Annotated in this window: 19 protein-coding genes, 1 other RNA gene and 1 pseudogene; 16 read left to right on the top strand and 5 right to left on the bottom strand. The window is 54.5% G+C overall.

Features of this window, described 5'->3' with window-relative positions:
- Window positions 1-58: 58 nt before the first annotated feature.
- Both yqgB and speA read left to right on the top strand, forming a co-directional pair.
- Window positions 59-169: pseudogene (gene yqgB / locus AAIG26_RS14440) on the top strand (acid stress response protein YqgB); the annotation flags it as partial.
- 80 nt (window positions 170-249) lie between these two features.
- Window positions 250-2,226: a biosynthetic arginine decarboxylase gene (gene speA, locus AAIG26_RS14435; RefSeq protein ID WP_071925225.1), complete on the top strand. Its 1,977-nt coding sequence runs from the start codon at window positions 250-252 to the stop codon at window positions 2,224-2,226.
- Window positions 2,227-2,510: 284 nt separating this feature from the next.
- Here the strand turns inward: speA and AAIG26_RS14430 are convergent, their stop codons facing one another.
- A complete protein-coding gene (locus AAIG26_RS14430; RefSeq protein WP_017457589.1) occupies window positions 2,511-3,269 on the bottom strand; it encodes a M48 family metallopeptidase in 759 nt (252 codons plus the stop codon).
- A gap of 279 nt (window positions 3,270-3,548) precedes the next feature.
- On the opposite strand from AAIG26_RS14430, the gene tkt reads away from it, so the two are divergent.
- From tkt to AAIG26_RS14390, 8 genes are all read left to right on the top strand, one after another.
- Window positions 3,549-5,540: a transketolase gene (tkt, locus tag AAIG26_RS14425; protein WP_097406111.1), complete on the top strand. Its 1,992-nt coding sequence runs from the start codon at window positions 3,549-3,551 to the stop codon at window positions 5,538-5,540.
- Between the two features lie 311 nt (window positions 5,541-5,851).
- Complete coding sequence (locus AAIG26_RS14420) at window positions 5,852-6,601, top strand: phage antirepressor KilAC domain-containing protein (RefSeq protein WP_343180824.1); 750 nt, start codon at window positions 5,852-5,854, stop codon at window positions 6,599-6,601.
- Window positions 6,602-6,954: 353 nt separating this feature from the next.
- Window positions 6,955-7,974 (top strand): erythrose-4-phosphate dehydrogenase, encoded by a 1,020-nt coding sequence (gene epd, locus AAIG26_RS14415; RefSeq protein ID WP_097406113.1) that lies wholly within the window; start codon window positions 6,955-6,957, stop codon window positions 7,972-7,974.
- Window positions 7,975-8,022: 48 nt separating this feature from the next.
- Window positions 8,023-9,186: a phosphoglycerate kinase gene (gene pgk / locus AAIG26_RS14410; RefSeq protein WP_017457593.1), complete on the top strand. Its 1,164-nt coding sequence runs from the start codon at window positions 8,023-8,025 to the stop codon at window positions 9,184-9,186.
- A gap of 215 nt (window positions 9,187-9,401) precedes the next feature.
- Window positions 9,402-10,481 carry a class II fructose-bisphosphate aldolase gene (gene fbaA / locus AAIG26_RS14405; protein ID WP_020455154.1) on the top strand — a complete coding sequence of 360 codons (1,080 nt, stop codon included), beginning with the start codon at window positions 9,402-9,404 and terminating at the stop codon, window positions 10,479-10,481.
- A 187-nt stretch (window positions 10,482-10,668) separates the two neighbouring features.
- The gene (gene mscS, locus AAIG26_RS14400; protein WP_020455153.1) at window positions 10,669-11,529 is read left to right on the top strand and encodes a small-conductance mechanosensitive channel MscS; all 861 of its coding nucleotides are present in this window, start codon (window positions 10,669-10,671) and stop codon (window positions 11,527-11,529) included.
- 138 nt (window positions 11,530-11,667) lie between these two features.
- Window positions 11,668-12,303, top strand: a complete 636-nt coding sequence (gene argO / locus AAIG26_RS14395) for an arginine exporter ArgO (protein WP_343180822.1) — start codon at window positions 11,668-11,670, stop codon at window positions 12,301-12,303.
- A 95-nt stretch (window positions 12,304-12,398) separates the two neighbouring features.
- Window positions 12,399-13,142: an oxidative stress defense protein gene (locus AAIG26_RS14390; protein WP_020455151.1), complete on the top strand. Its 744-nt coding sequence runs from the start codon at window positions 12,399-12,401 to the stop codon at window positions 13,140-13,142.
- Between the two features lie 39 nt (window positions 13,143-13,181).
- Here the strand turns inward: AAIG26_RS14390 and argP are convergent, their stop codons facing one another.
- Entirely contained in the window at window positions 13,182-14,075 is an 894-nt protein-coding gene (argP, locus tag AAIG26_RS14385) for a DNA-binding transcriptional regulator ArgP (protein ID WP_017457598.1), read from the bottom strand.
- A 164-nt stretch (window positions 14,076-14,239) separates the two neighbouring features.
- On the opposite strand from argP, the gene rpiA reads away from it, so the two are divergent.
- Both rpiA and serA read left to right on the top strand, forming a co-directional pair.
- Entirely contained in the window at window positions 14,240-14,899 is a 660-nt protein-coding gene (gene rpiA / locus AAIG26_RS14380; RefSeq protein WP_020455150.1) for a ribose-5-phosphate isomerase RpiA, read from the top strand.
- A gap of 268 nt (window positions 14,900-15,167) precedes the next feature.
- Window positions 15,168-16,400, top strand: a complete 1,233-nt coding sequence (serA, locus tag AAIG26_RS14375; protein WP_017457601.1) for a phosphoglycerate dehydrogenase — start codon at window positions 15,168-15,170, stop codon at window positions 16,398-16,400.
- Between the two features lie 36 nt (window positions 16,401-16,436).
- Here the strand turns inward: serA and AAIG26_RS14370 are convergent, their stop codons facing one another.
- The 3 genes from AAIG26_RS14370 to zapA form a co-directional block, all read right to left on the bottom strand.
- Window positions 16,437-17,033, bottom strand: a complete 597-nt coding sequence (locus AAIG26_RS14370; RefSeq protein ID WP_343180821.1) for a 5-formyltetrahydrofolate cyclo-ligase — start codon at window positions 17,031-17,033, stop codon at window positions 16,437-16,439.
- 20 nt (window positions 17,034-17,053) lie between these two features.
- Window positions 17,054-17,237, bottom strand: a non-coding RNA gene (ssrS, locus tag AAIG26_RS14365) — 6S RNA.
- Window positions 17,238-17,280: 43 nt separating this feature from the next.
- The gene (zapA, locus tag AAIG26_RS14360; RefSeq protein ID WP_017457603.1) at window positions 17,281-17,610 is read right to left on the bottom strand and encodes a cell division protein ZapA; all 330 of its coding nucleotides are present in this window, start codon (window positions 17,608-17,610) and stop codon (window positions 17,281-17,283) included.
- Between the two features lie 227 nt (window positions 17,611-17,837).
- Here zapA and AAIG26_RS14355 point away from each other — a divergent pair, with 227 nt between their 5' ends.
- From AAIG26_RS14355 to ubiI, 4 genes are read left to right on the top strand one after another with little or no spacing between them, the layout of a single operon-like run.
- Entirely contained in the window at window positions 17,838-18,416 is a 579-nt protein-coding gene (locus AAIG26_RS14355) for a YecA family protein (RefSeq protein ID WP_086873856.1), read from the top strand.
- Window positions 18,417-18,440: 24 nt separating this feature from the next.
- A complete protein-coding gene (pepP, locus tag AAIG26_RS14350) occupies window positions 18,441-19,754 on the top strand; it encodes a Xaa-Pro aminopeptidase (RefSeq protein ID WP_160268736.1) in 1,314 nt (437 codons plus the stop codon).
- Window positions 19,751-20,929, top strand: a complete 1,179-nt coding sequence (gene ubiH, locus AAIG26_RS14345; RefSeq protein WP_343180819.1) for a 2-octaprenyl-6-methoxyphenyl hydroxylase — start codon at window positions 19,751-19,753, stop codon at window positions 20,927-20,929. The genes pepP and ubiH overlap by 4 nt, the downstream gene beginning before the upstream one ends.
- An 18-nt stretch (window positions 20,930-20,947) precedes the next feature.
- On the top strand, window positions 20,948-22,150 hold the full coding sequence (ubiI, locus tag AAIG26_RS14340; protein WP_020455144.1) for an FAD-dependent 2-octaprenylphenol hydroxylase: 1,203 nt from the start codon (window positions 20,948-20,950) through the stop codon (window positions 22,148-22,150).
- The last annotated feature ends 319 nt before the right edge of the window (window positions 22,151-22,469 follow it).

Raw genomic sequence — 22,469 nt, 5'->3', positions numbered from 1 at the left:
TTTCTCGTGGTTTCGCCGGGCTGTCATACTCGAGTCCCGATACGTGTTTTACAATGATATGAATAAGAAACCGGTCGCACAGTCGGTGCTTCAGCATATTGCGCTGAAAAGTCAGGCTGTTTATGGGTTGTTATCGCTATGTGTCACTGCGATAGTAGTCAACTATTTTATCCGTATGCATTTTCGCGCGGCCGCCTTTGGGCGTCGTGATGTGCACAGGGTATACACTTTCATCTATTGAGGTTCGTTATGTCTGACGACATGTCTTCGGTTTCGCCTTCGTCAGCAGGCGAACAAGGTGTACTACGTTCCATGCAGGAGGTTGCGATGAGCTCCCAGGAAGCCAGCAAGATGCTTCGTACTTATAACATTGCCTGGTGGGGCAATAATTACTACGACGTCAACGAGCTGGGCCATATCAGCGTTTGCCCGGATCCCGACGTCCCACAAGCCCGTGTCGACCTGGCGCAGCTGGTAAAAGCGCGTGAAGCGCAGGGGCAACGTCTGCCCGCGCTGTTCTGTTTCCCGCAGATCCTGCAACACCGTCTGCGTTCGATTAACGCCGCTTTCAAACGTGCGCGTGAATCCTACGGTTACAACGGTGACTATTTCCTCGTTTACCCGATCAAGGTGAACCAGCATCGCCGCGTGATTGAGTCCCTGATCCATTCCGGCGAACCGCTGGGGCTGGAAGCGGGCTCCAAAGCGGAACTGATGGCGGTTCTGGCGCATGCGGGCATGACCCGTTCGGTGATTGTGTGTAATGGTTATAAAGACCGTGAATACATTCGCCTCGCGCTGATTGGCGAAAAGATGGGCCATAAGGTCTATCTGGTGATTGAGAAAATGACCGAAATCGCCATTGTGCTGGAAGAAGCCGAGCGCCTGAACGTGGTACCGCGTCTTGGCGTGCGTGCGCGTCTGGCATCGCAGGGTTCCGGTAAATGGCAGTCCTCCGGTGGCGAAAAATCCAAATTCGGTCTGGCGGCGACCCAGGTACTGCAACTGGTGGAAATTCTGCGTGAGCGCGGACGCTTAGACAGCATTCAACTGCTGCATTTCCACCTCGGTTCGCAGATGGCGAACATTCGTGATATCGCCACTGGCGTGCGCGAATCGGCGCGCTTCTATGTTGAGCTGCATAAGCTTGGCGTCAATATTCAATGCTTTGACGTGGGCGGCGGCCTTGGCGTGGACTATGAAGGTACGCGTTCCCAGTCCGATTGTTCAGTGAACTATGGCCTGAATGAATACGCCAACAACATCATTTGGGCGATTGGCGATGCTTGTGAAGAGCACGGTCTGCCGCACCCGACGGTGATCACCGAGTCTGGCCGTGCCGTCACCGCGCACCATACCGTGCTGGTTTCCAACATTATTGGCGTTGAGCGTAACGAATACACGCCAGCGACGCCACCGGCTGAAGACGCGCCGCGCGCGTTGCAGAGCATGTGGGAAACCTGGCAGGAGATGCATGAACCGGGTACCCGCCGTTCGCTACGCGAATGGCTGCACGACAGCCAGATGGATCTGCACGATATCCATGTCGGTTACTCCTCCGGCACGTTCAGTTTGCAAGAGCGCGCGTGGGCCGAGCAGCTTTATCTGAATATGTGCCACGAAGTGCAGAAGCAACTCGATCCGAGCAACCGCGCGCATCGTCCGATCATTGATGAGTTGCAGGAGCGCATGGCGGACAAAATGTACGTCAACTTCTCGCTGTTCCAGTCGATGCCGGATGCGTGGGGGATCGATCAACTGTTCCCGGTTCTGCCGCTGGAAGGGTTGAACCATGCCCCGGAACGTCGTGCGGTGCTACTGGATATCACCTGTGATTCCGATGGCGCTATCGATCACTACGTGGATGGCGACGGGATTGCGACCACCATGCCGATGCCGGAATACGATCCGGAGAACCCGCCGATGCTGGGCTTCTTTATGGTCGGTGCTTACCAGGAGATCCTCGGTAACATGCATAACCTGTTCGGCGATACCGAAGCGGTGGACGTGTTTGTCTTCCCGGATGGTAGCGTTGAAGTGGAGCTTTCTGATGAAGGCGACACCGTGGCGGATATGCTGCAGTACGTGCAGCTCGATCCGAACACGCTGCTGACGCAGTTCCGCGATCAGGTGAAACAGACCGGGCTTGATGAGACCCTGCAACAGCAGTTCCTCGAAGAGTTCGAAGCCGGGCTTTACGGCTACACCTATCTGGAAGACGAATAACGCAGGTTATAGCGTCTGACCGGTAACGAACTGAATCCCTTCCTCGCCAGCACGGTGCGGAAGGGATTTTTTTATCTAGGGCTCTATGCCAGAAGCGTTGCGCGAAAGCGGTGTTACTCGCGATCTGGTTCCTTTGCATCGCCGCAGATGGATCAAAGAGGCCGGGAAGGAACAACGTGTAGTGATCCTGTGGTAACGGCGCATGTGGCAGTTACTCTGCGTCGTTCAGCGAGAGGCGGTTTCAGCCATAGAAAAAAAGGGAGGCAAGATTGCCTCCCACTGGATTATTTAATGCCATCTGCCGCCATGCGATCGCGGATATGCTGCGCACGTTCAGCCGAGGCGGGGTGATCGTCAAACATCGAACTCTGACGGCCTTCTTCCATCTTCGCCAGTTTTTCGAAGCTGGTGGCTAACCCGGCTGGACTGATGCCGCGTTTGCGCAGCAGGTCATAAGAGTAGTCATCCGCTTCGGCTTCCTGGCGCTGAGAGAACTGGGAGTTAACCAGTTGCTCGCCCAGTGCGCCAAGCTGCGACTGCGACAAGCTGCCCACAATCCCGCCGGCGGAGGCCGCCGCCGCGCGCACCGCATTGGTGCCGAGCGCAACCTGCATGCCTTTCTTCACATGGCCTAGCGCCACGTGGCCCATTTCGTGGCCAATCACCGCTTCAACTTCGTTATCGGTCATCATGTCCATCAGCGCACTGTAAACACGGATGCAGCCATTCGCCATGGCGAAGGCGTTGACGTCTTTCGCCACGTAAACTTTGTAGTTCACCGGTTGGCCATTGATGTTATCACCCAGAGCGGTGGCAATTTTATTCAAACGCTGCGTGTACGGGCTGCTCGCCGGGGCGATAGTCGCTTTGCTGTCCATCTGCTTACAGGCGTCATCGCTTAGCGCTTTTACCTGCGCGTCGCTCAACGTGTAGGCCTGGAACGCTTCCGCTCCTGAGCTGAGAAAACCGTTGGAGTTCATGTTCTGACACCCGGCAAGCAGGGTGGTCATTCCCAGAGCAAGCAGGGCTGGGCGAATTTTCATTTGTTCTCTTCCGCAATGATTGGATAGCTATTCTGTTCATACACCAATTCAGGCGAACCGGTGGTGAGCCTAAGTATAAGGAACAGAACAGAAGGCGGGCGAGGAGATTGCGCAACATGCGAGCAGCTTCCAGAGATTTCTGAATCGGCAAAAGGATGCTCCATGTACATGACTTGTCGCTTGGGTTACATTGTTGGCACTTTTTTCCGGCGTAGCCCAAAACGCGCTGTCGTCAAGTCGTTACGGGAACAGCCCTTAACAGTCCGATCTGGAGTCAAAATGTCCTCACGTAAAGAGCTTGCTAATGCTATTCGTGCGCTGAGCATGGACGCGGTACAGAAAGCCAAATCCGGTCACCCGGGAGCCCCGATGGGGATGGCCGATATCGCCGAAGTGCTGTGGCGTGATTTTCTGAACCATAACCCGACAAATCCGGCCTGGGCTGACCGTGACCGCTTTGTGCTGTCTAACGGCCACGGCTCAATGCTGATTTACAGCCTGCTGCACCTCACCGGCTATGATCTGCCGATGTCTGAGCTGCAGAACTTCCGTCAGCTGCACTCAAAAACGCCAGGTCACCCGGAAGTGGGTTACACCGCAGGTGTTGAAACCACTACCGGTCCGCTGGGCCAGGGCATTGCCAACGCGGTAGGTATGGCGATTGCGGAGAAAACTCTCGCAGCGCAGTTCAACCGTCCTGGGCATGACATTGTTGACCACTTCACCTACGCCTTTATGGGCGACGGTTGCATGATGGAAGGCATCTCCCACGAAGCCTGCTCGCTGGCCGGTACGCTGAAGCTGGGCAAACTGGTGGCGTTCTATGATGACAACGGCATCTCCATCGACGGTCACGTGGAAGGCTGGTTTACCGATGATACGGCGAAACGCTTTGAAGCCTATGGCTGGCACGTGGTTCGCGGCATTGACGGCCACAACGCTGATGCCATCAAACGCGCCGTTGAAGAGGCTCGCAGCGTGACGGATAAACCGTCCCTGTTGATGTGCAAAACTATCATCGGTTTCGGTTCGCCGAACAAAGCCGGTACCCACGACTCCCACGGTGCGCCGCTGGGCGATGCGGAAATCGCGCTGACCCGTGAGCAGCTTGGCTGGAAATACGCACCGTTTGAAATCCCGTCTGAAATCTATGCTCAGTGGGATGCAAAAGAAGCTGGCAAGGCGAAAGAAGCGGCGTGGAACGACAAGTTCGCGGCTTACGCGAAAGCCTTCCCGCAGGAAGCGGCTGAATTCACCCGCCGTATGAAGGGCGAGCTGCCGTCTGACTTCGATGCTAAAGCGCAGGCGTTTGTTGAAAAACTGCAGGCCAATCCGGCGAAAATCGCCAGCCGTAAAGCCTCTCAAAATGCTATCGAAGCCTTCGGTCCGCTGCTGCCGGAATTCCTCGGCGGTTCCGCTGACCTGGCACCTTCGAACCTGACCCTCTGGTCCGGTTCGAAAGCGATTAACGAAGACGCTGCCGGTAACTACATTCACTATGGCGTGCGCGAATTCGGCATGACCGCGATTGCTAACGGTATCGCTCTGCACGGCGGTTTCCTTCCGTACACTTCCACCTTCCTGATGTTCGTTGAATATGCCCGTAATGCGGTGCGTATGGCAGCGCTGATGAAACAGCGTCAGGTGCTGGTTTACACCCACGACTCAATTGGTCTGGGCGAAGATGGCCCGACTCACCAGCCGGTAGAGCAGGTCGCTTCCCTGCGCGTTACTCCGAACGTCAGCACCTGGCGTCCGTGTGACCAGGTAGAATCTGCAGTGGCGTGGAAATACGGTGTTGAGCGCCATGACGGCCCAACTGCGCTGATCCTCTCCCGCCAGAACCTGGCGCAGCAGGAGCGTACCGCGCAGCAGCTGGCAGATATCGCCCGCGGTGCGTACGTACTGAAAGATTGCGCAGGTCAGCCGCAGCTGATCCTGATTGCCACCGGCTCAGAAGTTGAGCTGGCTGTCTCGGCATGGGAAAAACTCTCTGCCGAAGGCGTGAAAGCGCGCGTAGTTTCCATGCCGTCCACCGACGCGTTCGACAAACAGGATGCGGCCTACCGTGAGTCCGTACTGCCGAAAGCGGTCTCTGCTCGCGTGGCGATTGAAGCCGGTATTGCTGACTTCTGGTACAAATATGTCGGCCTGAACGGCGCTATCGTCGGTATGACCACCTTTGGTGAGTCCGCCCCGGCAGAGCAGCTGTTCGAGGAGTTTGGTTTCACCGTCGACAATGTTGTAGCAAAAGCGAAAGCGCTGCTGTAACCATCCTCTGGCCCGGCGGCGCAACGCCTGCCGGGCCAGCATGACCACCATTTCCCATTGTGCCTGGGTTTTATCAAGGCCACAGATTTGCAGGCCAGCTAAACATAGTTTTATCCACCCCTATCCCCCTCAATCAGCCATACCGCTGAGTTAGCGTCTCCAGCCGTTTACTTCCCATTTTTAGCCCTCTTTTTACAGAACAACCTCTACGCCGTTGATTTGTGCATAAAAAATATACTGGATATTTGTACAGTAAGTAGTATAATAATTCTACAGATTATCCAGGGTGAGTATGTGTAAGGAGTGAACCTATGGTAATTCCTGGTGAAAATTTCAATTCCCAACAGGCTCTGGCGATGGTCAGCAGCCGCGAAATCGCAAAGTTGACAGGCCTGACTCACACCGAAGTGAAACGGATGGTGAAAAGCCTGGAGACTGCGCAACGACTCTCCCAGCCGGTGAACGAACATGTGTATGAGCGGGAAGGTGAGATGCGACAGGAGTTTTTGCTCAATAAGCGGGACTCACTGCTGACGGTTTCGCGCCTCTCGCCAGGCTTTACTGCAGAGATGCTCGATCGCTGGCAGGAGAAAGAAAAGAATATCAGCCTGCCCGATTTCACTAATCCCGCAGCCGCGGCGCGCGCATGGGCCGAACAGTACGAAAAGCGTCAGCGTGCGGAAGCGCTGCTTGCCGTTTCTGCCCCAAAAGCGGAGTTCTTTGACCGGTATGTCAGGGTTGAGGAGTCGCTTGGTTTCCGGCAGCTTTGTAAGATGCTACGGGTGAAGGAGTCTCTGTTCCGGAGCTTTTTGCTTGAGCGCAACATTATGCAGCGCGTCGACGGTGCGCTGATGCCGCCGCAGTACCATATCGATGCGGGCTACTTTACCGTCCACGGCGGCGTAGGGGAAAACAAACGTAGCTGGTCTCAGGCGCGTTTTACCGCCAGGGGCGTGAAGTGGGTAGCCGATCTGTGGGCTAAACAACTCTCCTCGCTGCCGGTTGAGATGCCGCGTGCAGAGCGCACCGAACCAAAAACAGCGGAACGTAGCTGGTTCTAATCATCCCCTGTAAAGCGTTTTGCCGGGATCAATCTTCCTTTATCAACACGTCACGCAGGGATGCGTTGTTGCGCTTGTTCCCCTTTCTGTTAATTCTTAACCTCAGCAACAAGCCCTTCGGACGCGCCAATTATTCCAGTGAAAATGTGATGCAGGTCAGATTACTGGCGAAACCGTCTGGACAATCATTCCTTTTATTCCATGTTTCGCTTATTCTAGCTGAAGCGTTTCAGTCGGCTAAATGTTCGACAAATAATCAAACAGACGCAGTTTAAGCAGGCGAGGATTCCCCTTCTGTGGTTGCTGGATTACTCTGTCATCCACTTCAGGCTGGCTAGCCTTGCAGGAGAGTTATGACCGTACGCATAGCGATTAATGGTTTCGGTCGCATCGGGCGCAATGTGGTTCGTGCTTTATACGAATCCGGGCGTCGGGCGGAAATCACCGTGGTGGCAATCAACGAACTGGCCGATGCCGTGGGCATGGCGCATTTGTTGAAATATGACACCAGCCATGGACGTTTCGCTTGGGATGTTCGCCAGGAGCGTGAACAACTGATAGTCGGCGATGACGTTATTCGCATCCTGCATGAGCGTGCTATCGACGCGCTGCCGTGGCGTGAGTTAGGCGTTGATGTGGTGCTCGACTGTACAGGCGTGTACGGCAACCGTGAAGATGGCGAGGCGCATCTGGCGGCGGGGGCAAAAAAAGTGCTCTTCTCCCATCCTGGCAGCCACGACCTTGATGCAACTATCGTTTTCGGCGTCAATCAAAACACGCTGCGAGCCGACGATCTGCTGGTTTCTAACGCGTCCTGTACGACAAACTGTATTATTCCGGTCATAAAACTACTCGACGATGCGTATGGCATTGAGTCAGGAACCGTGACAACGATTCACTCGGCGATGCACGACCAGCAAGTGATTGACGCCTACCATCCCGATTTGCGGCGTACACGCGCAGCCAGTCAGTCCATCATCCCGGTGGATACAAAACTGGCGGCAGGCATCACGAGAATTTTCCCGCAGTTTAATGACAGATTTGAAGCGATAGCGGTACGTGTGCCGACAATTAATGTCACCGCTATCGATCTGAGTGTAACGGTGAAGAAACCGGTAAAAGCCAGTGAAGTCAATGCGTTGCTGCAAAAAGCAGCGCAGGGAACATTTCATGGTATAGTTGACTATACGGAATTACCGTTGGTTTCAACCGATTTTAACCACGATCCGCATAGTGCCATTGTTGATGGCACGCAGACACGGGTCAGTGGCGCGCACCTGATTAAAACCCTGGTATGGTGCGATAACGAATGGGGCTTTGCTAACCGAATGCTCGACACGACGTTAGCAATGGCGGCTATTGGTTTCAGGTAGGGCGCAACAGCGCTCGCAAAACTTTAAGAATCATTGAGAGGATTCACCATGTCTGTAATTAAGATGACCGATCTGGATCTGGCTGGTAAACGCGTTTTCATCCGTGCTGATCTGAACGTGCCGGTTAAAGATGGCAAAGTGACCAGCGACGCGCGTATTCGTGCTTCTCTGCCGACCATTGAACTGGCGCTGAAGCAGGGTGCGAAAGTAATGGTGACTTCCCACCTGGGTCGTCCGACCGAAGGCGAGTACAACGAAGAATTCTCTCTGCTGCCGGTTGTTAACTATCTGAAAGACAAATTGTCCAACCCGGTTCGCCTGGTTAAAGATTACCTGGACGGCGTAGAAGTTGCTGCGGGTGAGCTGGTCGTTCTGGAAAACGTTCGCTTTAACAAAGGCGAGAAGAAAGACGACGAAGCACTGTCTAAAAAATACGCTGCACTGTGCGATGTGTTCGTGATGGACGCATTCGGTACCGCGCACCGCGCTCAGGCGTCTACACATGGTATCGGTAAATTTGCTGATGTCGCTTGCGCAGGCCCGCTGCTGGCAGACGAACTGGAAGCGCTGGGTAAAGCGCTGAAAGAACCGGCTCGTCCGATGGTTGCTATCGTGGGTGGTTCTAAAGTTTCCACTAAACTGACTGTTCTGGACTCTCTGTCCAAAATCGCTGACCAGCTGATTGTTGGCGGCGGCATCGCTAACACCTTCGTTGCTGCTCAAGGCCACAATGTTGGCAAATCCCTGTACGAAGCTGACCTGGTTGATGAAGCTAAACGCCTGCTCGGTACTTGCGATATCCCGGTTCCGACAGATGTTCGCGTTGCGACTGAGTTCTCTGAAACCGCAACTGCGACCCTGAAATCTGTTTCTGACATCAAAGATGATGAGCAAATTCTGGATCTGGGCGACGTTTCTGCACAAAAACTGGCTGAAATCCTGAAAAACGCCAAAACTATTTTGTGGAACGGTCCGGTTGGCGTGTTTGAATTCCCGAACTTCCGTAAAGGTACCGAAATTGTGGCTAACGCGATTGCAGACAGCGACGCGTTCTCCATCGCAGGCGGCGGCGACACTCTGGCGGCGATTGACCTGTTTGGTATCTCTGACAAGATTTCCTACATCTCCACTGGCGGTGGCGCGTTCCTCGAATTTGTGGAAGGCAAAGTACTGCCGGCAGTAGCCATGCTTGAAGAGCGCGCTAAGAAGTAAGACATTCAAGGGCAGGGAAACCTGCCCTGTTTTCAGCGCGCTTTCGGGCTCGCTTTAATTCTCTACACAAAATCATTCAAGTTGCATCAAGGCGGCAACGGAGTGAATCATCAGGAACTGACTGCAATAAGTCTCTGGTGTAAGCGAAGGCAGCCAGCGCCGAGTCAGCTTGAAGGATGATGTGTACAACGGCCGAAGATACAGGACTACGTAACATGTCTAAAATTTTTGATTTCGTAAAACCTGGCGTGATCACTGGTGATGACGTTCAGAAAGTGTTCCAGGTAGCTAAAGAAAACAACTTCGCTCTGCCTGCGGTTAACTGCGTAGGTACTGACTCCATTAACGCTGTTCTGGAAGCTGCAGCGAAAGTTAAAGCGCCTGTTATCGTTCAGTTCTCTAACGGCGGCGCAGCGTTCATCGCGGGTAAAGGCGTGAAAACTGACGTTCCTCAGGGCGCGGCAATTCTGGGTGCTATCTCTGGTGCGCATCACGTACACCAGATGGCAGAGCACTACGGCGTACCGGTTATCCTGCACACCGACCACTGCGCGAAAAAACTGCTGCCGTGGATCGACGGCCTGCTGGACGCGGGTGAAAAACACTTCGCAGCTACCGGTAAACCGCTGTTCTCTTCTCACATGATTGACCTGTCTGAAGAGTCTCTGGAAGAGAACATCGCGATCAGCTCCAAATACCTGGCGCGTATGGCCAAAATGGGCATGACGCTGGAAATCGAACTGGGTTGCACCGGTGGTGAAGAAGACGGCGTAGACAACAGCCATATGGACGCGTCTGCACTGTACACCCAGCCGGAAGACGTTGATTACGCATACACCGAGCTGAATAAAATCAGCCCGCGTTTCACCATCGCCGCTTCCTTCGGTAACGTACACGGCGTGTACAAACCGGGTAACGTGAAACTGACCCCGACTATCCTGCGCGACTCTCAGGAATATGTTTCTAAGAAACATAACCTGCCGCACAACAGCCTGAACTTCGTATTCCACGGTGGTTCCGGTTCTTCCGCTCAGGAAATCAAAGACTCCGTAAGCTACGGCGTTATCAAAATGAACATCGATACCGACACCCAATGGGCAACCTGGGAAGGTATTCTGAAGTACTACAAAGAAAACGAAGGCTATCTGCAGGGCCAGTTGGGTAACCCGAAAGGCGCAGACCAGCCGAACAAAAAATACTACGATCCGCGTGTATGGCTGCGTGCTGCGCAGACCAGCATGGTGACTCGTCTGGAGCAGGCTTTCAAAGAGCTGAACGCGGTAGACGTTCTGTAATTTACACTGCTTCTGTCTGAAAAGGCCCGCATTTTGCGGGCCTTTTTTATTGTGAATTCAACAAAATGCCTGCGAACACAAAATGTGATCAACTTGGCGAAATGGCGGCTTATTGTTTACCCTTTAGGGATCTCTCCTTGCTGGAAGGGGTGGTTTTCCCGTTTTGGAACAACATAAGGAAGCTCGAATGGAAGATCTTGACGTTGTCGACAGCATTAATAATGCAGGTTCATGGCTGGTGAACAACCAGGCGCTGCTATTGAGCTATGCCGTTAATATCGTGGCGGCTATTGCTATCATCATTGTCGGGATGATTGTGGCGCGCATTGTCTCGAATACTGTTAACCGCCTGATGGTGGCGCGCCACATTGACGCGACGGTGGCGGATTTCCTTTCCGCGCTGGTGCGCTACGGTATTATCGCGTTCACTTTGATTGCCGCACTGGGACGCGTTGGCGTGCAAACCGCCTCGGTGATCGCGGTTCTTGGCGCCGCCGGTCTGGCCATCGGTCTGGCGTTGCAAGGCTCGCTCTCTAACCTTGCTGCTGGCGTGCTGCTGGTAACTTTCCGCCCGTTCCGCTCAGGCGAGTATGTTGATCTGGGTGGTGTGGCCGGTACGGTATTGCAGGTGCAGATTTTCTCCACCACCATGCGCACTGTCGATGGGCGTATTGTGGTTATACCGAATGGCAAAATCATCGCCGGGAATATTGTTAACTTCTCCCGTGAACCGGTGCGGCGCAACGAGTTTATTATTGGCGTGGCGTATGATTCAGATATTGATGAGGTGAAACGCATCCTGACTGAAATTATTCAGGCTGACGAACGCATTATCAAAGATCGCGAAATGACGGTACGCCTCAATGAATTAGGACCTTCATCGATCAATTTTGTAGTCCGCGTCTGGAGCAAGAGCAGCGATCTGCAAAACGTTTATTGGGATGTGCTTGAACTTATCAAACGCCGTTTTGACGAACATGGTATCAGTTTCCCGTATCCACAGATGGACGTGAATTTCAAACGCGTGAAAAATTCCACAGAGCAGTAAATATCAAGGCCGGGGTTCCGGCCTTATTTGTGCTCTTCGTTATTAGGAAAGCTTATTAACGATTAGTATTATCCATTTCATCTAATGATTGTCCCGCGCTATAGTCAGTGTTCGAAACAATTCTGATGGAATCACCTCGTGCTATCTTATTATTTTCAAGGCCTTATGCTTGGGGCTGCGTTGATCCTGCCGCTTGGGCCACAAAATGCTTTTGTTATGAATCAGGGCATCCGCAGGCAGTTCCATATCATGACCGCAGCGCTTTGCACGCTCAGCGACGTATTACTGATTTGCGCGGGTATTTTCGGTGGGAGCGCATTGCTGATGCAGTCGCCGTGGCTGTTGGCACTGGTGACGGGGGGCGGCGTGGCGTTTCTGTTGTGGTACGGCTTTGGTGCACTGAGAACGGCGTTCGGTAGCACCATTGAACTGGCGAATGCTGAAGCAATGCGCCAGGGGCGCTGGCGCATAATCGCCACGATGCTGGCGGTTACCTGGTTGAACCCCCACGTTTACCTCGATACGTTTGTGGTGCTCGGCAGTTTAGGTGGTCAGCTGGATGCGGAGCCAAAACGCTGGTTTGCGTTGGGCACGGTGAGCGCCTCCTTCCTGTGGTTTTTCAGCCTTGCTTTACTTGCGGCCTGGCTTGCTCCATGTTTGCGCACAGTGCAAGCACAGCGGGTGATTAACACGCTGGTGGGGCTGGTGATGTGGTTTATCGCTTTCCAGCTGGCGCGCGAAGGCGTGCACCATATGCAGGGATTATTCAGTTAAGGTAAGTCCGATGGACAATTCACGCTTAGCCGCTAAGCTTGCTGCCAGGCGTCCTGCAATTCTGGGCGTAACAAAAGCACCATGGAGGAGCAACTGTGAAATTTAAAGTGATGGCCCTGGCGGCAATGGTCGGTTTCAGCGGGATGGCGGTACAGGCGAGCGAATTGCCGGACGGCCCGCATATTGTCACCTCAGGTACGGCAAGCGTGGACGCGACCCCGGACATCGCCACGCTGGCGATTGAGGTTAATGTCGCCGCGAAAGACGCTGCCTCAGCCAAAAAACAGGCCGATGACCGTGTTGCGCAATATCTTAGCTTTCTTGAGCAAAACGGCATCGCCCGGAAAGACATTAATTCCGCCAACTTACGCACACAACCTGATTATGACTACCAGAACGGCAAAAGTATTCTGAAAGGCTACCGCGCAGTGCGTACTGTGGAAGTCACGCTGCGTGAGCTGGATAAACTTAATTCACTGCTGGATGGCGCGCTGAAAGCGGGGCTGAACGAAATTCGTTCTGTATCGCTGGGCGTTGCGCAACCGGAGTCTTTCAAAGATAAAGCGCGCAAAGCGGCTATCGATGATGCAACGCACCAGGCGCAGCAGTTAGCGGCGGGCTTTAACGCTAAACTCGGCCCGATCTACAGCGTGCGCTACCATGTGTCCAACTATCAGCCGAGCCCGATGGTACGCATGATGAAAGCGGATGCGCCAGAAGCCGCATCCGCACAGGAAACCTATGAGCAACCGTCGATTCAGTTTGCTGATCAGGTAGATGTCGTATTCCAGCTGGAACCGACTCAGAGCCAGCCGCAGGCTGCGGCACCGGCGAAGTAATCCTCTTCGCCCTCTCCCGGCCGGGAAGAGGGCGTTTTATTAATCCTGCCTTAACACCCGATGCCCATATTCCAGCAGTGCGTCCGTGACGTTGCGCATCATCCGGCTTTCCGGCGCAAAACGGTGCCAGTACAGCATCCGGCGCTGCAGCAAACCGGGCGTCAGGTCGATCAGATCACCGCTGTTCAGCTCTTTTTCGATTTGCAGATGCGGGATCATGCAGCAGGTCGTCCCCTGGCGCGCCAGTTGAACAAACGCTTCGGAAGAGTTGACGATATGGCAAGGCACGCTGCCCGGCGGTAAGTCGAAATACTGCTGTAAAAACGCCTGATGCATATCATCGAGATGATCAAACGCGACCGCCGGTGCTTTGAGCAATGCGGAGCGGGTGACGCCGTTCGGGAAATAGCGCTCGGCGAACGCTTTCGAACCGACGAACAGATAATCCAGCGCGCCAAGTTGGTCGACCAGGCAACTGGGAAGCGCCTGTGGCTGAATACTCACCGCGCCAACGACCTCACCGCGACGCAAACGCTCCTGAGTGCGGGTTTCGTCTTCCACCTGCAGATTCAGGCGAATTGGTGAGTCGGCCAGTACCGGGGCTAATGCAGGCAGCAGCCAGGTCGCCAGGCTGTCGGCGTTGACCGCCAGCGATAACAGCAGCGGTGTGGAGCCGGTTTGTTCGTCGCCAAGCCACTCTTCTTCCAGTAGCTCGACCTGGCGCAGCAACGCCAGCAACTTTTGCCCCTGCTCGGTGGGACGAGGTGGAACGGTACGCACCAGTAGCGGCTGACCAAACATATTTTCCAGTTGCTTAATGCGCTGCGACACGGCGGACTGGGTAATACACAGCTTTTGTGCGGCACGTTCAAATCCGCGCTCACGAATAACCGCATCAAGCGCCTGTAATGTTCTGTAGTCCGGACGTTTCATTGCTCGGGCATTCTCCTGAAAAAATCGTACTCAGCACTATGACATAATTTTTTGTTCGGTACAGACGAAATTGGACGTCGCGTAATGTGACACTGGTCACAGGGACATTTTGGGTAACGCTGGTCTATAATGCGCCTGAAATTTCACACCACAGGCAAACGACCATGACGCAGGATGAACTCAAAAAAGCAGTGGGCTGGGCAGCGCTGAAGTATGTAGAACCTGGCACCATTGTAGGGGTTGGCACCGGCTCTACCGCTGCACATTTTATTGACGCGCTGGGCACGATGAAAGGCCAGATTGAAGGCGCGGTTTCTAGCTCGGACGCGTCCACCGAGAAACTGAAAAGCCTTGGCATTACCGTGTTCGATCTCAACGAGGTGGACCGGCTTGGCATTTATGTGGACGGCGCGGATGAGATTAACGGCCAGATGCAGATGATCAAGGGCGGCGGCGCGGCGCTGACGCGTGAGAAAATTATCGCCTCGGTGGCGGATAAATTCATCTGCATCGCGGATGCCTCCAAACAGGTTGATATCCTTGGCAAATTCCCGCTGCCGGTGGAAGTGATTCCGATGGCGCGTAGCGCTGTTGCCCGCGAGCTGGTCAAGCTGGGCGGTCGCCCGGAATATCGCCAGAACGTGGTGACGGATAACGGCAACGTCATTCTGGATGTTTACGGTCTTGAGATCATCGACCCGATTGCGCTGGAAAACAGCATCAATGCGTTGCCGGGCGTAGTGACTGTAGGGTTATTTGCTAACCGTGGCGCGGATGTGGCGCTGATCGGCACCGCTGATGGCGTGAAAACTATCGTGAAATGATCTGACAGGGAGGCACATGCCTCCCTGTAAAAAATCTGCAATGGGCAAATTTGGTGATATCTGTCACGTTTTAGCCCTCGTCATGCGTTACCTGCCGCTTGCGTCTTGTTTTTTAGCATTTTTCTCTGCCATTTCCCGCTGTATGACATTTCTTCAGATACCTGACGCAAACGTTCATATTGCCGCGATAGTTTTTTTTGATATGTTGACTAACGCGGATTGCAATCTGCACAACATCACAGTCAAGACAAAAAACAGGGTCGGGTAAATGGCAAAGGTATCACTGGAGAAAGACAAGATTAAATTTCTGCTCGTCGAAGGGGTGCACCAGAAAGCTCTGGATAGCCTTCGCGCTGCGGGTTACACCAACATTGAGTTTCACAAAGGCGCGCTGGATAGCGAGCAACTGAAAGAGTCCATCCGTGATGCCCACTTTATCGGCCTGCGATCCCGTACTCAACTGACTGAAGATATCATCGCTGCGGCGGAAAAACTGGTGGCTATCGGCTGTTTCTGTATCGGTACCAACCAGGTGAATCTGGATGCGGCGGCGAAGCGCGGTATTCCGGTATTCAACGCGCCGTTCTCCAACACCCGTTCGGTGGCAGAGTTAGTCATTGGCGAGCTGCTGCTGCTGATGCGTGGGATTCCTGAAGCGAACGCCAAAGCGCACCGTGGTATCTGGAACAAGCTGGCAGTTGGTTCGTATGAAGCGCGCGGTAAAAAACTCGGTATTATCGGTTACGGCCATATTGGCACGCAGCTCGGTATTCTGGCGGAATCGCTGGGGATGCATGTCTATTTCTATGATATCGAAAGCAAATTGCCACTCGGCAATGCAACGCAGGTACAACATCTCTCCGACTTGCTGAATATGAGCGATGTCGTGAGCCTGCATGTGCCGGAAAACGCTTCTACAAAAGATATGATTGGGCCGGAAGAGCTGGCGCTGATGAAGCCGGGCGCACTGCTGATCAACGCCGCACGCGGCACGGTGGTGGATATTCCGGCACTGTGCGATGCGCTGAAGCGTAAACATCTGGCGGGCGCGGCAATCGACGTGTTCCCGACTGAACCGGCGACCAACAGCGATCCGTTCGACTCTCCGCTGTGTGAATTCGATAATGTCCTGCTGACGCCGCACATTGGCGGTTCCACGCAGGAAGCGCAGGAAAATATCGGTCTGGAAGTGGCCGGTAAACTGATCAAGTACTCCGACAACGGTTCGACGCTTTCTGCGGTGAATTTCCCGGAAGTTTCTTTGCCGTTGCACGGTGGCCGTCGTTTACTACACATCCACGAAAACCGCCCTGGTGTGCTGACCGCGCTCAACCAGATTTTCGCCAGCCAGAATATCAACATTGCCGCGCAGTACCTGCAGACTACGCCGTATATGGGTTATGTGGTTATTGATATTGAAGCGGATGAAGATGTGGCGCAGAAAGCGCTGCAGAGCATGAAAGCGATTCCGGGCACCATTCGTTCCCGTCTGCTGTTCTAAACGTTGCGCTTTCCTCTCCCGCAAGGGAGGGGAAAGTTACCATTGCCATATTCTGGATGGCGTAACCACCGCAGGCAGCGGGATATCCCACTCTTCTACTGGCAGCTTCTCCACACCCTGGCAATCATGCGCATAACCCACCGGTTGCAGGCCATACTCACGCCAGTTTTGTAACGTGCGATCGTAAAAACCACCGCCCATGCCCAGGCGTTGCCCTTGTTCATCAAAGGCGACGAGCGGCGTAATCAGCACGTCGAGTTGGTTGAGCGGCAACACATCACGCACATCCAGCTTCGGTTCCTGAATTTTCAGACGGTTAACAACCAGCTCGCTGTGCGGATGGTAATGCAGAAACAGCAAATTACCGGGGCTAAAGGGATGCAATACCGGCAAGTAAACCCGTTTACCGCTACGCCAGAGTTGCTCAATCAGCGGTTGGGTATCCAGCTCACCATCAAAAGAGAGAAACAACGCTACGCTGTGTGCCATCACAACCGGCGCATATGCCATCATGCGCGCCGCGGCCTGCTGGGCGAAGTGCGTTTGTTGTTCAGGAGTGAGTGCACGACGGCGCTGGCGAATAATTTTGCGGATTTCTTGTCGTGACGAAGGAAAATCAGGAAGTTGCGTCATGATGGTTGTAAAAAAAGAAGGGAATCTCCGAGATGCCGCCGCTGGCTGTAACCCTTGAACCCTTGGTTCAAGGTGAATGCGTCGTCATAGCTTTAAGGCTTCTCGGACGGACCGAGCATGCTCACCAACCATGGATCGCCACATTCTTGTGGTATGAAATATCGGCTCAGGGGACTGGCCCGCTTGCAAACATCTCAGAGATATTTTTTGGCTTCACGGTCACTCTAACACAGATGACCCTGAAGCGTTATTCAAACTTTGGTCCCGGTCTTTCTGTTATGCGACCTTGATCAAGCAATGCCTGTTCGATGGTCTGCTGTAACATCCGAATACGCTGTTCCATGCTGGCGGCGTATTCGCGGGTCTTTGCTTTTTCCTGAGTCAGCTCGTAACTAATGTTCAACGCGGCGATAAACACCAACTGCTCAGTATTTGTGACTCTAGTGCGAACCTTCAGATCTTGCAACCGCTGATTCAGATCCTCCGCGGCCTGATTCAGAGCATCCCTCTGTTCAGGCGGGCAATTCACTCGCAGTGAACGGCCAAAAATTTGGATATCGACGGGTTGTGCAGACATGCCACCTTCCTGCTGTTTGACTGCGCTCTGCCTTCGCATCCGAGCCCTGGGCTGCGAAGGGGCGACACTATAAGCTACCCCGGCGCGCGCTTTCAAGCTTTTTGCGTCTATACCTTAATGATTCGGTGTGCATGCAAACGCATGGAACGTGAAGCATCACGGGTATATCACCAGGGGCCAAAGTGGTAGCATATCATGAATATTCCCCCCAACGACGACGAATGCGCATGTCTATACAGAACGAAATACCTGGTTACAACGATGTAGCCCAGCTACTCAACCAACAGGGCGTGGGATTACTTCCTGCTGAAATGCACGGGCTTATCGCGGGGATCCTTTGCGGCGGTAACAACGATAGTTCCTGGCAGCCGTTGCTGCATGATTTAACCAACGACGGTCTGGCATTCGGTCACGAGCTGGCGCAAGCGCTGCGCAGCATGCATTCAGCCACCAGCGACTCGCTGGAAGATGACGGTTTCTTGTTTCAGCTCTATCTGCCGGATGGCGACGATGTTAGCGTTTTCGACCGCGCCGACGCGCTGGCGGGCTGGGTGAACCATTTCCTGCTGGGGCTGGGCGTCACCCAGCCGAAGCTCGATAAAGTGACGGGTGAAACCGGCGAAGCGATTGACGATCTGCGCAATATTGCACAGTTGGGTTATGACGAAGACGAAGATCAAGAAGAGCTGGAAATGTCGCTCGAAGAGATCGTCGAGTACGTCCGCGTCGCGGCGCTGCTGTGCCACGACACGTTCACTCGCCCGCAGCCTACCGCACCGGAAGTGCGTAAGCCCACGTTACATTAATTCACCTTGTAGGGAGTCGGTGTCATGACACAGCTTGAATTTCTCCGTCGCCGCCAGGTATTACTGGCGCAGATGGTTCCGGGCAGCGCGGCGCTAATTTTCGCCGCACCGGAAGCCACCCGCAGCGCAGACAGTGAATACCCGTACCGCCAGCACAGCGATTTCTGGTATTTCACCGGTTTTAACGAGCCGGAAGCGGTGCTGGTGCTGATCAAAAGTGATGACACCCACAACCACAGCGTGCTGTTCAACCGCGTGCGCGACAAAACCGCCGAGATCTGGTTTGGTCGTCGCCTGGGTCAGGAAGCCGCGCCGGAAAAGCTGGGCGTCGATCGCGCACTGGCGTTCCCGGAAATCAACGAACATCTTTATCAATTACTTAACGGTCTTGATGCCGTGTACCACGCGCAGGGTGAATTCGACTATGCCGACACCATTGTGTTCACTGCGCTGGATAAGTTGCGCAAAGGCTCGCGTCAGAATCTGCTTGCGCCGCCAACGTTAACCGACTGGCGGCCGATGGTGCATGAAATGCGCCTGTTTAAATCTGCCGAAGAGATAGACGTGATGCGTCGCGCCGGGGAGATCTCCGCGCTGGCGCATACCCGCGCGATGCAGGTTTGCCGTCCGGGGATGTTTGAATATCAGCTTGAAGGTGAAATTCAGCACGAGTTTAACCGCCACGGCGCGCGTTTTCCCTCCTATAACACCATTGTGGGTTCCGGCGTCAACGGCTGCATTCTGCACTACACGGAAAATGAGAGCCAGATGCGCGACGGCGATCTGGTGTTGATTGATGCCGGTTGTGAATACAAAGGATATGCCGGTGATATCACCCGCACCTTCCCGGTAAACGGTAAATTCAGCCCGGCGCAGCGTGAAATCTACGATATCGTGCTGGCCTCGCTGGAACGAGCCCTTGCGCTTTTCCGCCCAGGCACGTCCATCCAGGAAGTGACCAGCGAAGTGGTGCGCATCATGATTACCGGGCTGGTGAAGCTCGGCATCCTGAAAGGTGAAGTCGATGAACTGGTGGAAAAAAACGCCCACCGCCCGTTTTTTATGCACGGCTTAAGCCACTGGCTCGGGTTGGATGTGCACGATGTCGGTGTCTACGGCAAAGACCGCTCGCGTGAGCTGGCACCGGGCATGGTGCTGACGGTTGAACCAGGTCTTTACATCGCGCCGGATGCCGATGTGCCGGAGCAGTATCGCGGTATTGGTATTCGTATTGAAGATGACATCGTCATCACTGAAGACGGCAACGAAAATCTGACCGCCAGCGTCGTGAAAACCGCTGACGAGATTGAAGCGCTGATGGCGGCATCACGTTCATGAGTGTGATTATCGTTGGCGGTGGCATGGCTGGCGCAACGCTTGCGCTGGCGATTTCTCATCTTACTCACGGCAAATTACCTGTTCATCTGGTAGAAGCCAGCGTTCCCGGCGCATCCGCGCATCCGGGGTTTGACGCCCGCGCCATTGCGTTAGCGGCAGGCACGTGCCAGCAGCTGGCGCGTATCGGCATCTGGCAAGCCATCGCTTCCTGCGCAACGCCAATTTCAACGGTTCATGTCAGTGATCGCGGCCATGCAGGCTTTGTCACGCTGGATGCGCAGGATTACCACATCGATGCGCTTGGCTACGTTGTCGAACTGCACGACGTTGGGCAGCGGCTGTTCACGCTACTGCAAAACGCGCCCGGCGTGACACTGCATTGCCCGGCGAAAGTCAGCGCGGTTGCCCGTGATGAGGAGCAGGTGAGCGTAACGCTGGAAAGTGGTGAATCGATTACTGGTCAGTTACTGGTGGCGGCAGACGGCTCCCGTTCACGCATTGGTGAGCAACTGGGTGTGGACTGGCAGCAAGCGCCTTATCACCAGGCGGCGGTCATCGCCAACGTCACCACCTCTGTGGCGCATCAGGGGCGGGCGTTTGAGCGTTTTACCCAACATGGCCCGCTGGCAATGTTGCCGATGTCACAAGGTCGCTGTTCGCTGGTGTGGTGTCATCCGCTGGAAAAACAGCAGCAGATTGCCGCCTGGTCTGACGAACGTTTCTGCCACGAGTTACAAAAAGCCTTTGGCTGGCGGCTTGGGCGCATCCTGCACGTGGGCAAACGCAGCGTTTACCCGCTGACGCTGACCGCGGCCTCTTCGCCTGTCTCGCACCGCGCGGTGCTGGTCGGCAATGCCGCGCAAACGCTGCATCCTATCGCCGGACAGGGTTTTAACCTCGGCATGCGCGATGTGATGACGCTGGCGGAAACGCTGGCTGAGGCGTGGGCGGCTCAGCGAGATGTTGGCTACTATCCCGTGTTGACGGGCTACCGCGATCGCCGCCATGCGGACAAAAAAGCCACTATCGGCGTCACCGATGGGCTGGTGCATCTGTTTGCCAATCACTGGATGCCGTTGGTCGTCGGGCGGAATGCCGGGCTGATGGCAATGGAATTATTTACTCCGGCGCGCGATGCGCTGGCGCAGCGTACCCTCGGTTGGGTTGCCCGTTAAAGACAAAAGGAGCGAAGAGTGCAGAGTGTTGATGTTGCGATTGTCGGCGGCGGTATGGTCGGGCTGGCGCTGGCCTGTGGTTTACAGGGCAGTGGGTTGCGCGTGGCGGTGCTGGAGCAGAATGAACCGACACCGCTGGCGGAGGATGCGCCTCCGGCGCTGCGCGTGTCAGCGATCAATGCTGCCAGCGAAAAGTTACTGACGCACCTTGGCGTCTGGTCAAACATTATTGCCCAACGTGCCGGGCGCTATCACGGCATGGAAGTGTGGGACAAAGACAGTTTTGGCCGCATCGCGTTTGACGACCAGAGCATGGGCTACAGCCATCTTGGTTACATTATCGAAAACGCGGTGATCCACCAGGCACTGTGGGATAAAGCCCGCCAATGCAAGGACGTCACCCTGCTGGCCCCGGCTGAGTTGCAGCAGGTGGCGTGGGGCGAAAACGACGCGTTTCTGACCTTAAAAGATGGCACCATGCTTACTGCACGGCTGGTGGTTGGCGCAGATGGCGCGAACTCCTGGCTGCGCAACAAGGCCGATATTCCGTTGACGTTCTGGGATTACCATCATCATGCGCTCGTGGCGACCATTCGCACCGATGAGCCGCATCAGGCGGTAGCGCGCCAGGTGTTTCACGCCGACGGCATTCTCGCGTTTTTGCCGCTTAACGATCCGCATTTGTGCTCAATTGTCTGGTCGCTGCCGCCTGAGCAGGCGAAAGCTATGCAGCAGGCGAGCGATGAAGCATTCAACCAGGCGCTGTGTGTGGCGTTCGATAATCGCCTTGGACTGTGCCGTGTTGAGAGCGAACGTCAGGTCTATCCGCTCACCGGCCGCTATGCGCGCCAGTTTGCCGGGCACCGCCTGGCGCTGGTTGGCGATGCAGCGCACACTATTCACCCGCTGGCGGGGCAGGGTGTTAATCTCGGGTTTATGGATGTCGCTGAGTTGATCACCGAGCTGAAGCGTCTGAGCCGTGAAGGTAAAGACATTGGTCAACATCTTTATTTGCGCCGCTATGAGCGCAGCCGCAAACACAGCGCGGCGCTGATGCTGGCCGGGATGCAGGGCTTTCGCGAACTCTTCTCAGGTGCAAACCCGGCTAAGAAACTGCTGCGCGATATCGGCCTGAAACTGGCAGATACCCTTCCCGGTGTGAAAACGCGGTTGTTACGCCAGGCGATGGGTCTTAACGATCTGCCTGAGTGGTTACGTTAACTGCATCACACTTTCCCTTCCCGGTCCCGGGAAGGGATACCTCTACCTCATTTGAAATATTCTAATTTCACCTCATTTTTCGGATTAGATTTTCTCATGTTACGTTTTTTTCTTTTCGGGAAAATCCACTCTTTTACAGAGTGAAATGCTGCACTCTCCTCTGGTTTGTCGTTGATGCTGATTTTTTATGAAGGGTGAGGCGTTATTCAACAGAATAATGCTCTAATGGTATTTTGTGCGTGACGGGTCATAAGCTAATGTGATGGACCATTTTTCCTTATGGTTAAGCACTGCTTTCGGTGATAAGTTCAGGCCAAAG

This window comes from Kosakonia sp. PSU_27, assembly GCF_039409795.1.
Classification (GTDB): domain Bacteria; phylum Pseudomonadota; class Gammaproteobacteria; order Enterobacterales; family Enterobacteriaceae; genus Kosakonia.
The sequence above is the reverse complement of the archived record's forward strand: the minus strand, read 5'-3'. Positions and strand labels throughout refer to the sequence as shown.

Bases quoted from the DNA above. Each gene is read 5' to 3' on its own strand.
- speA (WP_071925225.1), top strand. From the start codon at position 250: ATGTCTGACGACATGTCTTCGGTTTCGCCTTCGTCAGCAGGCGAACAA.
- AAIG26_RS14430 (WP_017457589.1), bottom strand. From the start codon at position 3,269: ATGAAAATTCGCCCAGCCCTGCTTGCTCTGGGAATGACCACCCTGCTT.
- tkt (WP_097406111.1), top strand. From the start codon at position 3,549: ATGTCCTCACGTAAAGAGCTTGCTAATGCTATTCGTGCGCTGAGCATG.
- AAIG26_RS14420 (WP_343180824.1), top strand. From the start codon at position 5,852: ATGGTAATTCCTGGTGAAAATTTCAATTCCCAACAGGCTCTGGCGATG.
- epd (WP_097406113.1), top strand. From the start codon at position 6,955: ATGACCGTACGCATAGCGATTAATGGTTTCGGTCGCATCGGGCGCAAT.
- pgk (WP_017457593.1), top strand. From the start codon at position 8,023: ATGTCTGTAATTAAGATGACCGATCTGGATCTGGCTGGTAAACGCGTT.
- fbaA (WP_020455154.1), top strand. From the start codon at position 9,402: ATGTCTAAAATTTTTGATTTCGTAAAACCTGGCGTGATCACTGGTGAT.
- mscS (WP_020455153.1), top strand. From the start codon at position 10,669: ATGGAAGATCTTGACGTTGTCGACAGCATTAATAATGCAGGTTCATGG.
- argP (WP_017457598.1), bottom strand. From the start codon at position 14,075: ATGAAACGTCCGGACTACAGAACATTACAGGCGCTTGATGCGGTTATT.
- rpiA (WP_020455150.1), top strand. From the start codon at position 14,240: ATGACGCAGGATGAACTCAAAAAAGCAGTGGGCTGGGCAGCGCTGAAG.
- serA (WP_017457601.1), top strand. From the start codon at position 15,168: ATGGCAAAGGTATCACTGGAGAAAGACAAGATTAAATTTCTGCTCGTC.
- AAIG26_RS14370 (WP_343180821.1), bottom strand. From the start codon at position 17,033: ATGACGCAACTTCCTGATTTTCCTTCGTCACGACAAGAAATCCGCAAA.
- zapA (WP_017457603.1), bottom strand. From the start codon at position 17,610: ATGTCTGCACAACCCGTCGATATCCAAATTTTTGGCCGTTCACTGCGA.
- AAIG26_RS14355 (WP_086873856.1), top strand. From the start codon at position 17,838: ATGTCTATACAGAACGAAATACCTGGTTACAACGATGTAGCCCAGCTA.
- pepP (WP_160268736.1), top strand. From the start codon at position 18,441: ATGACACAGCTTGAATTTCTCCGTCGCCGCCAGGTATTACTGGCGCAG.
- ubiH (WP_343180819.1), top strand. From the start codon at position 19,751: ATGAGTGTGATTATCGTTGGCGGTGGCATGGCTGGCGCAACGCTTGCG.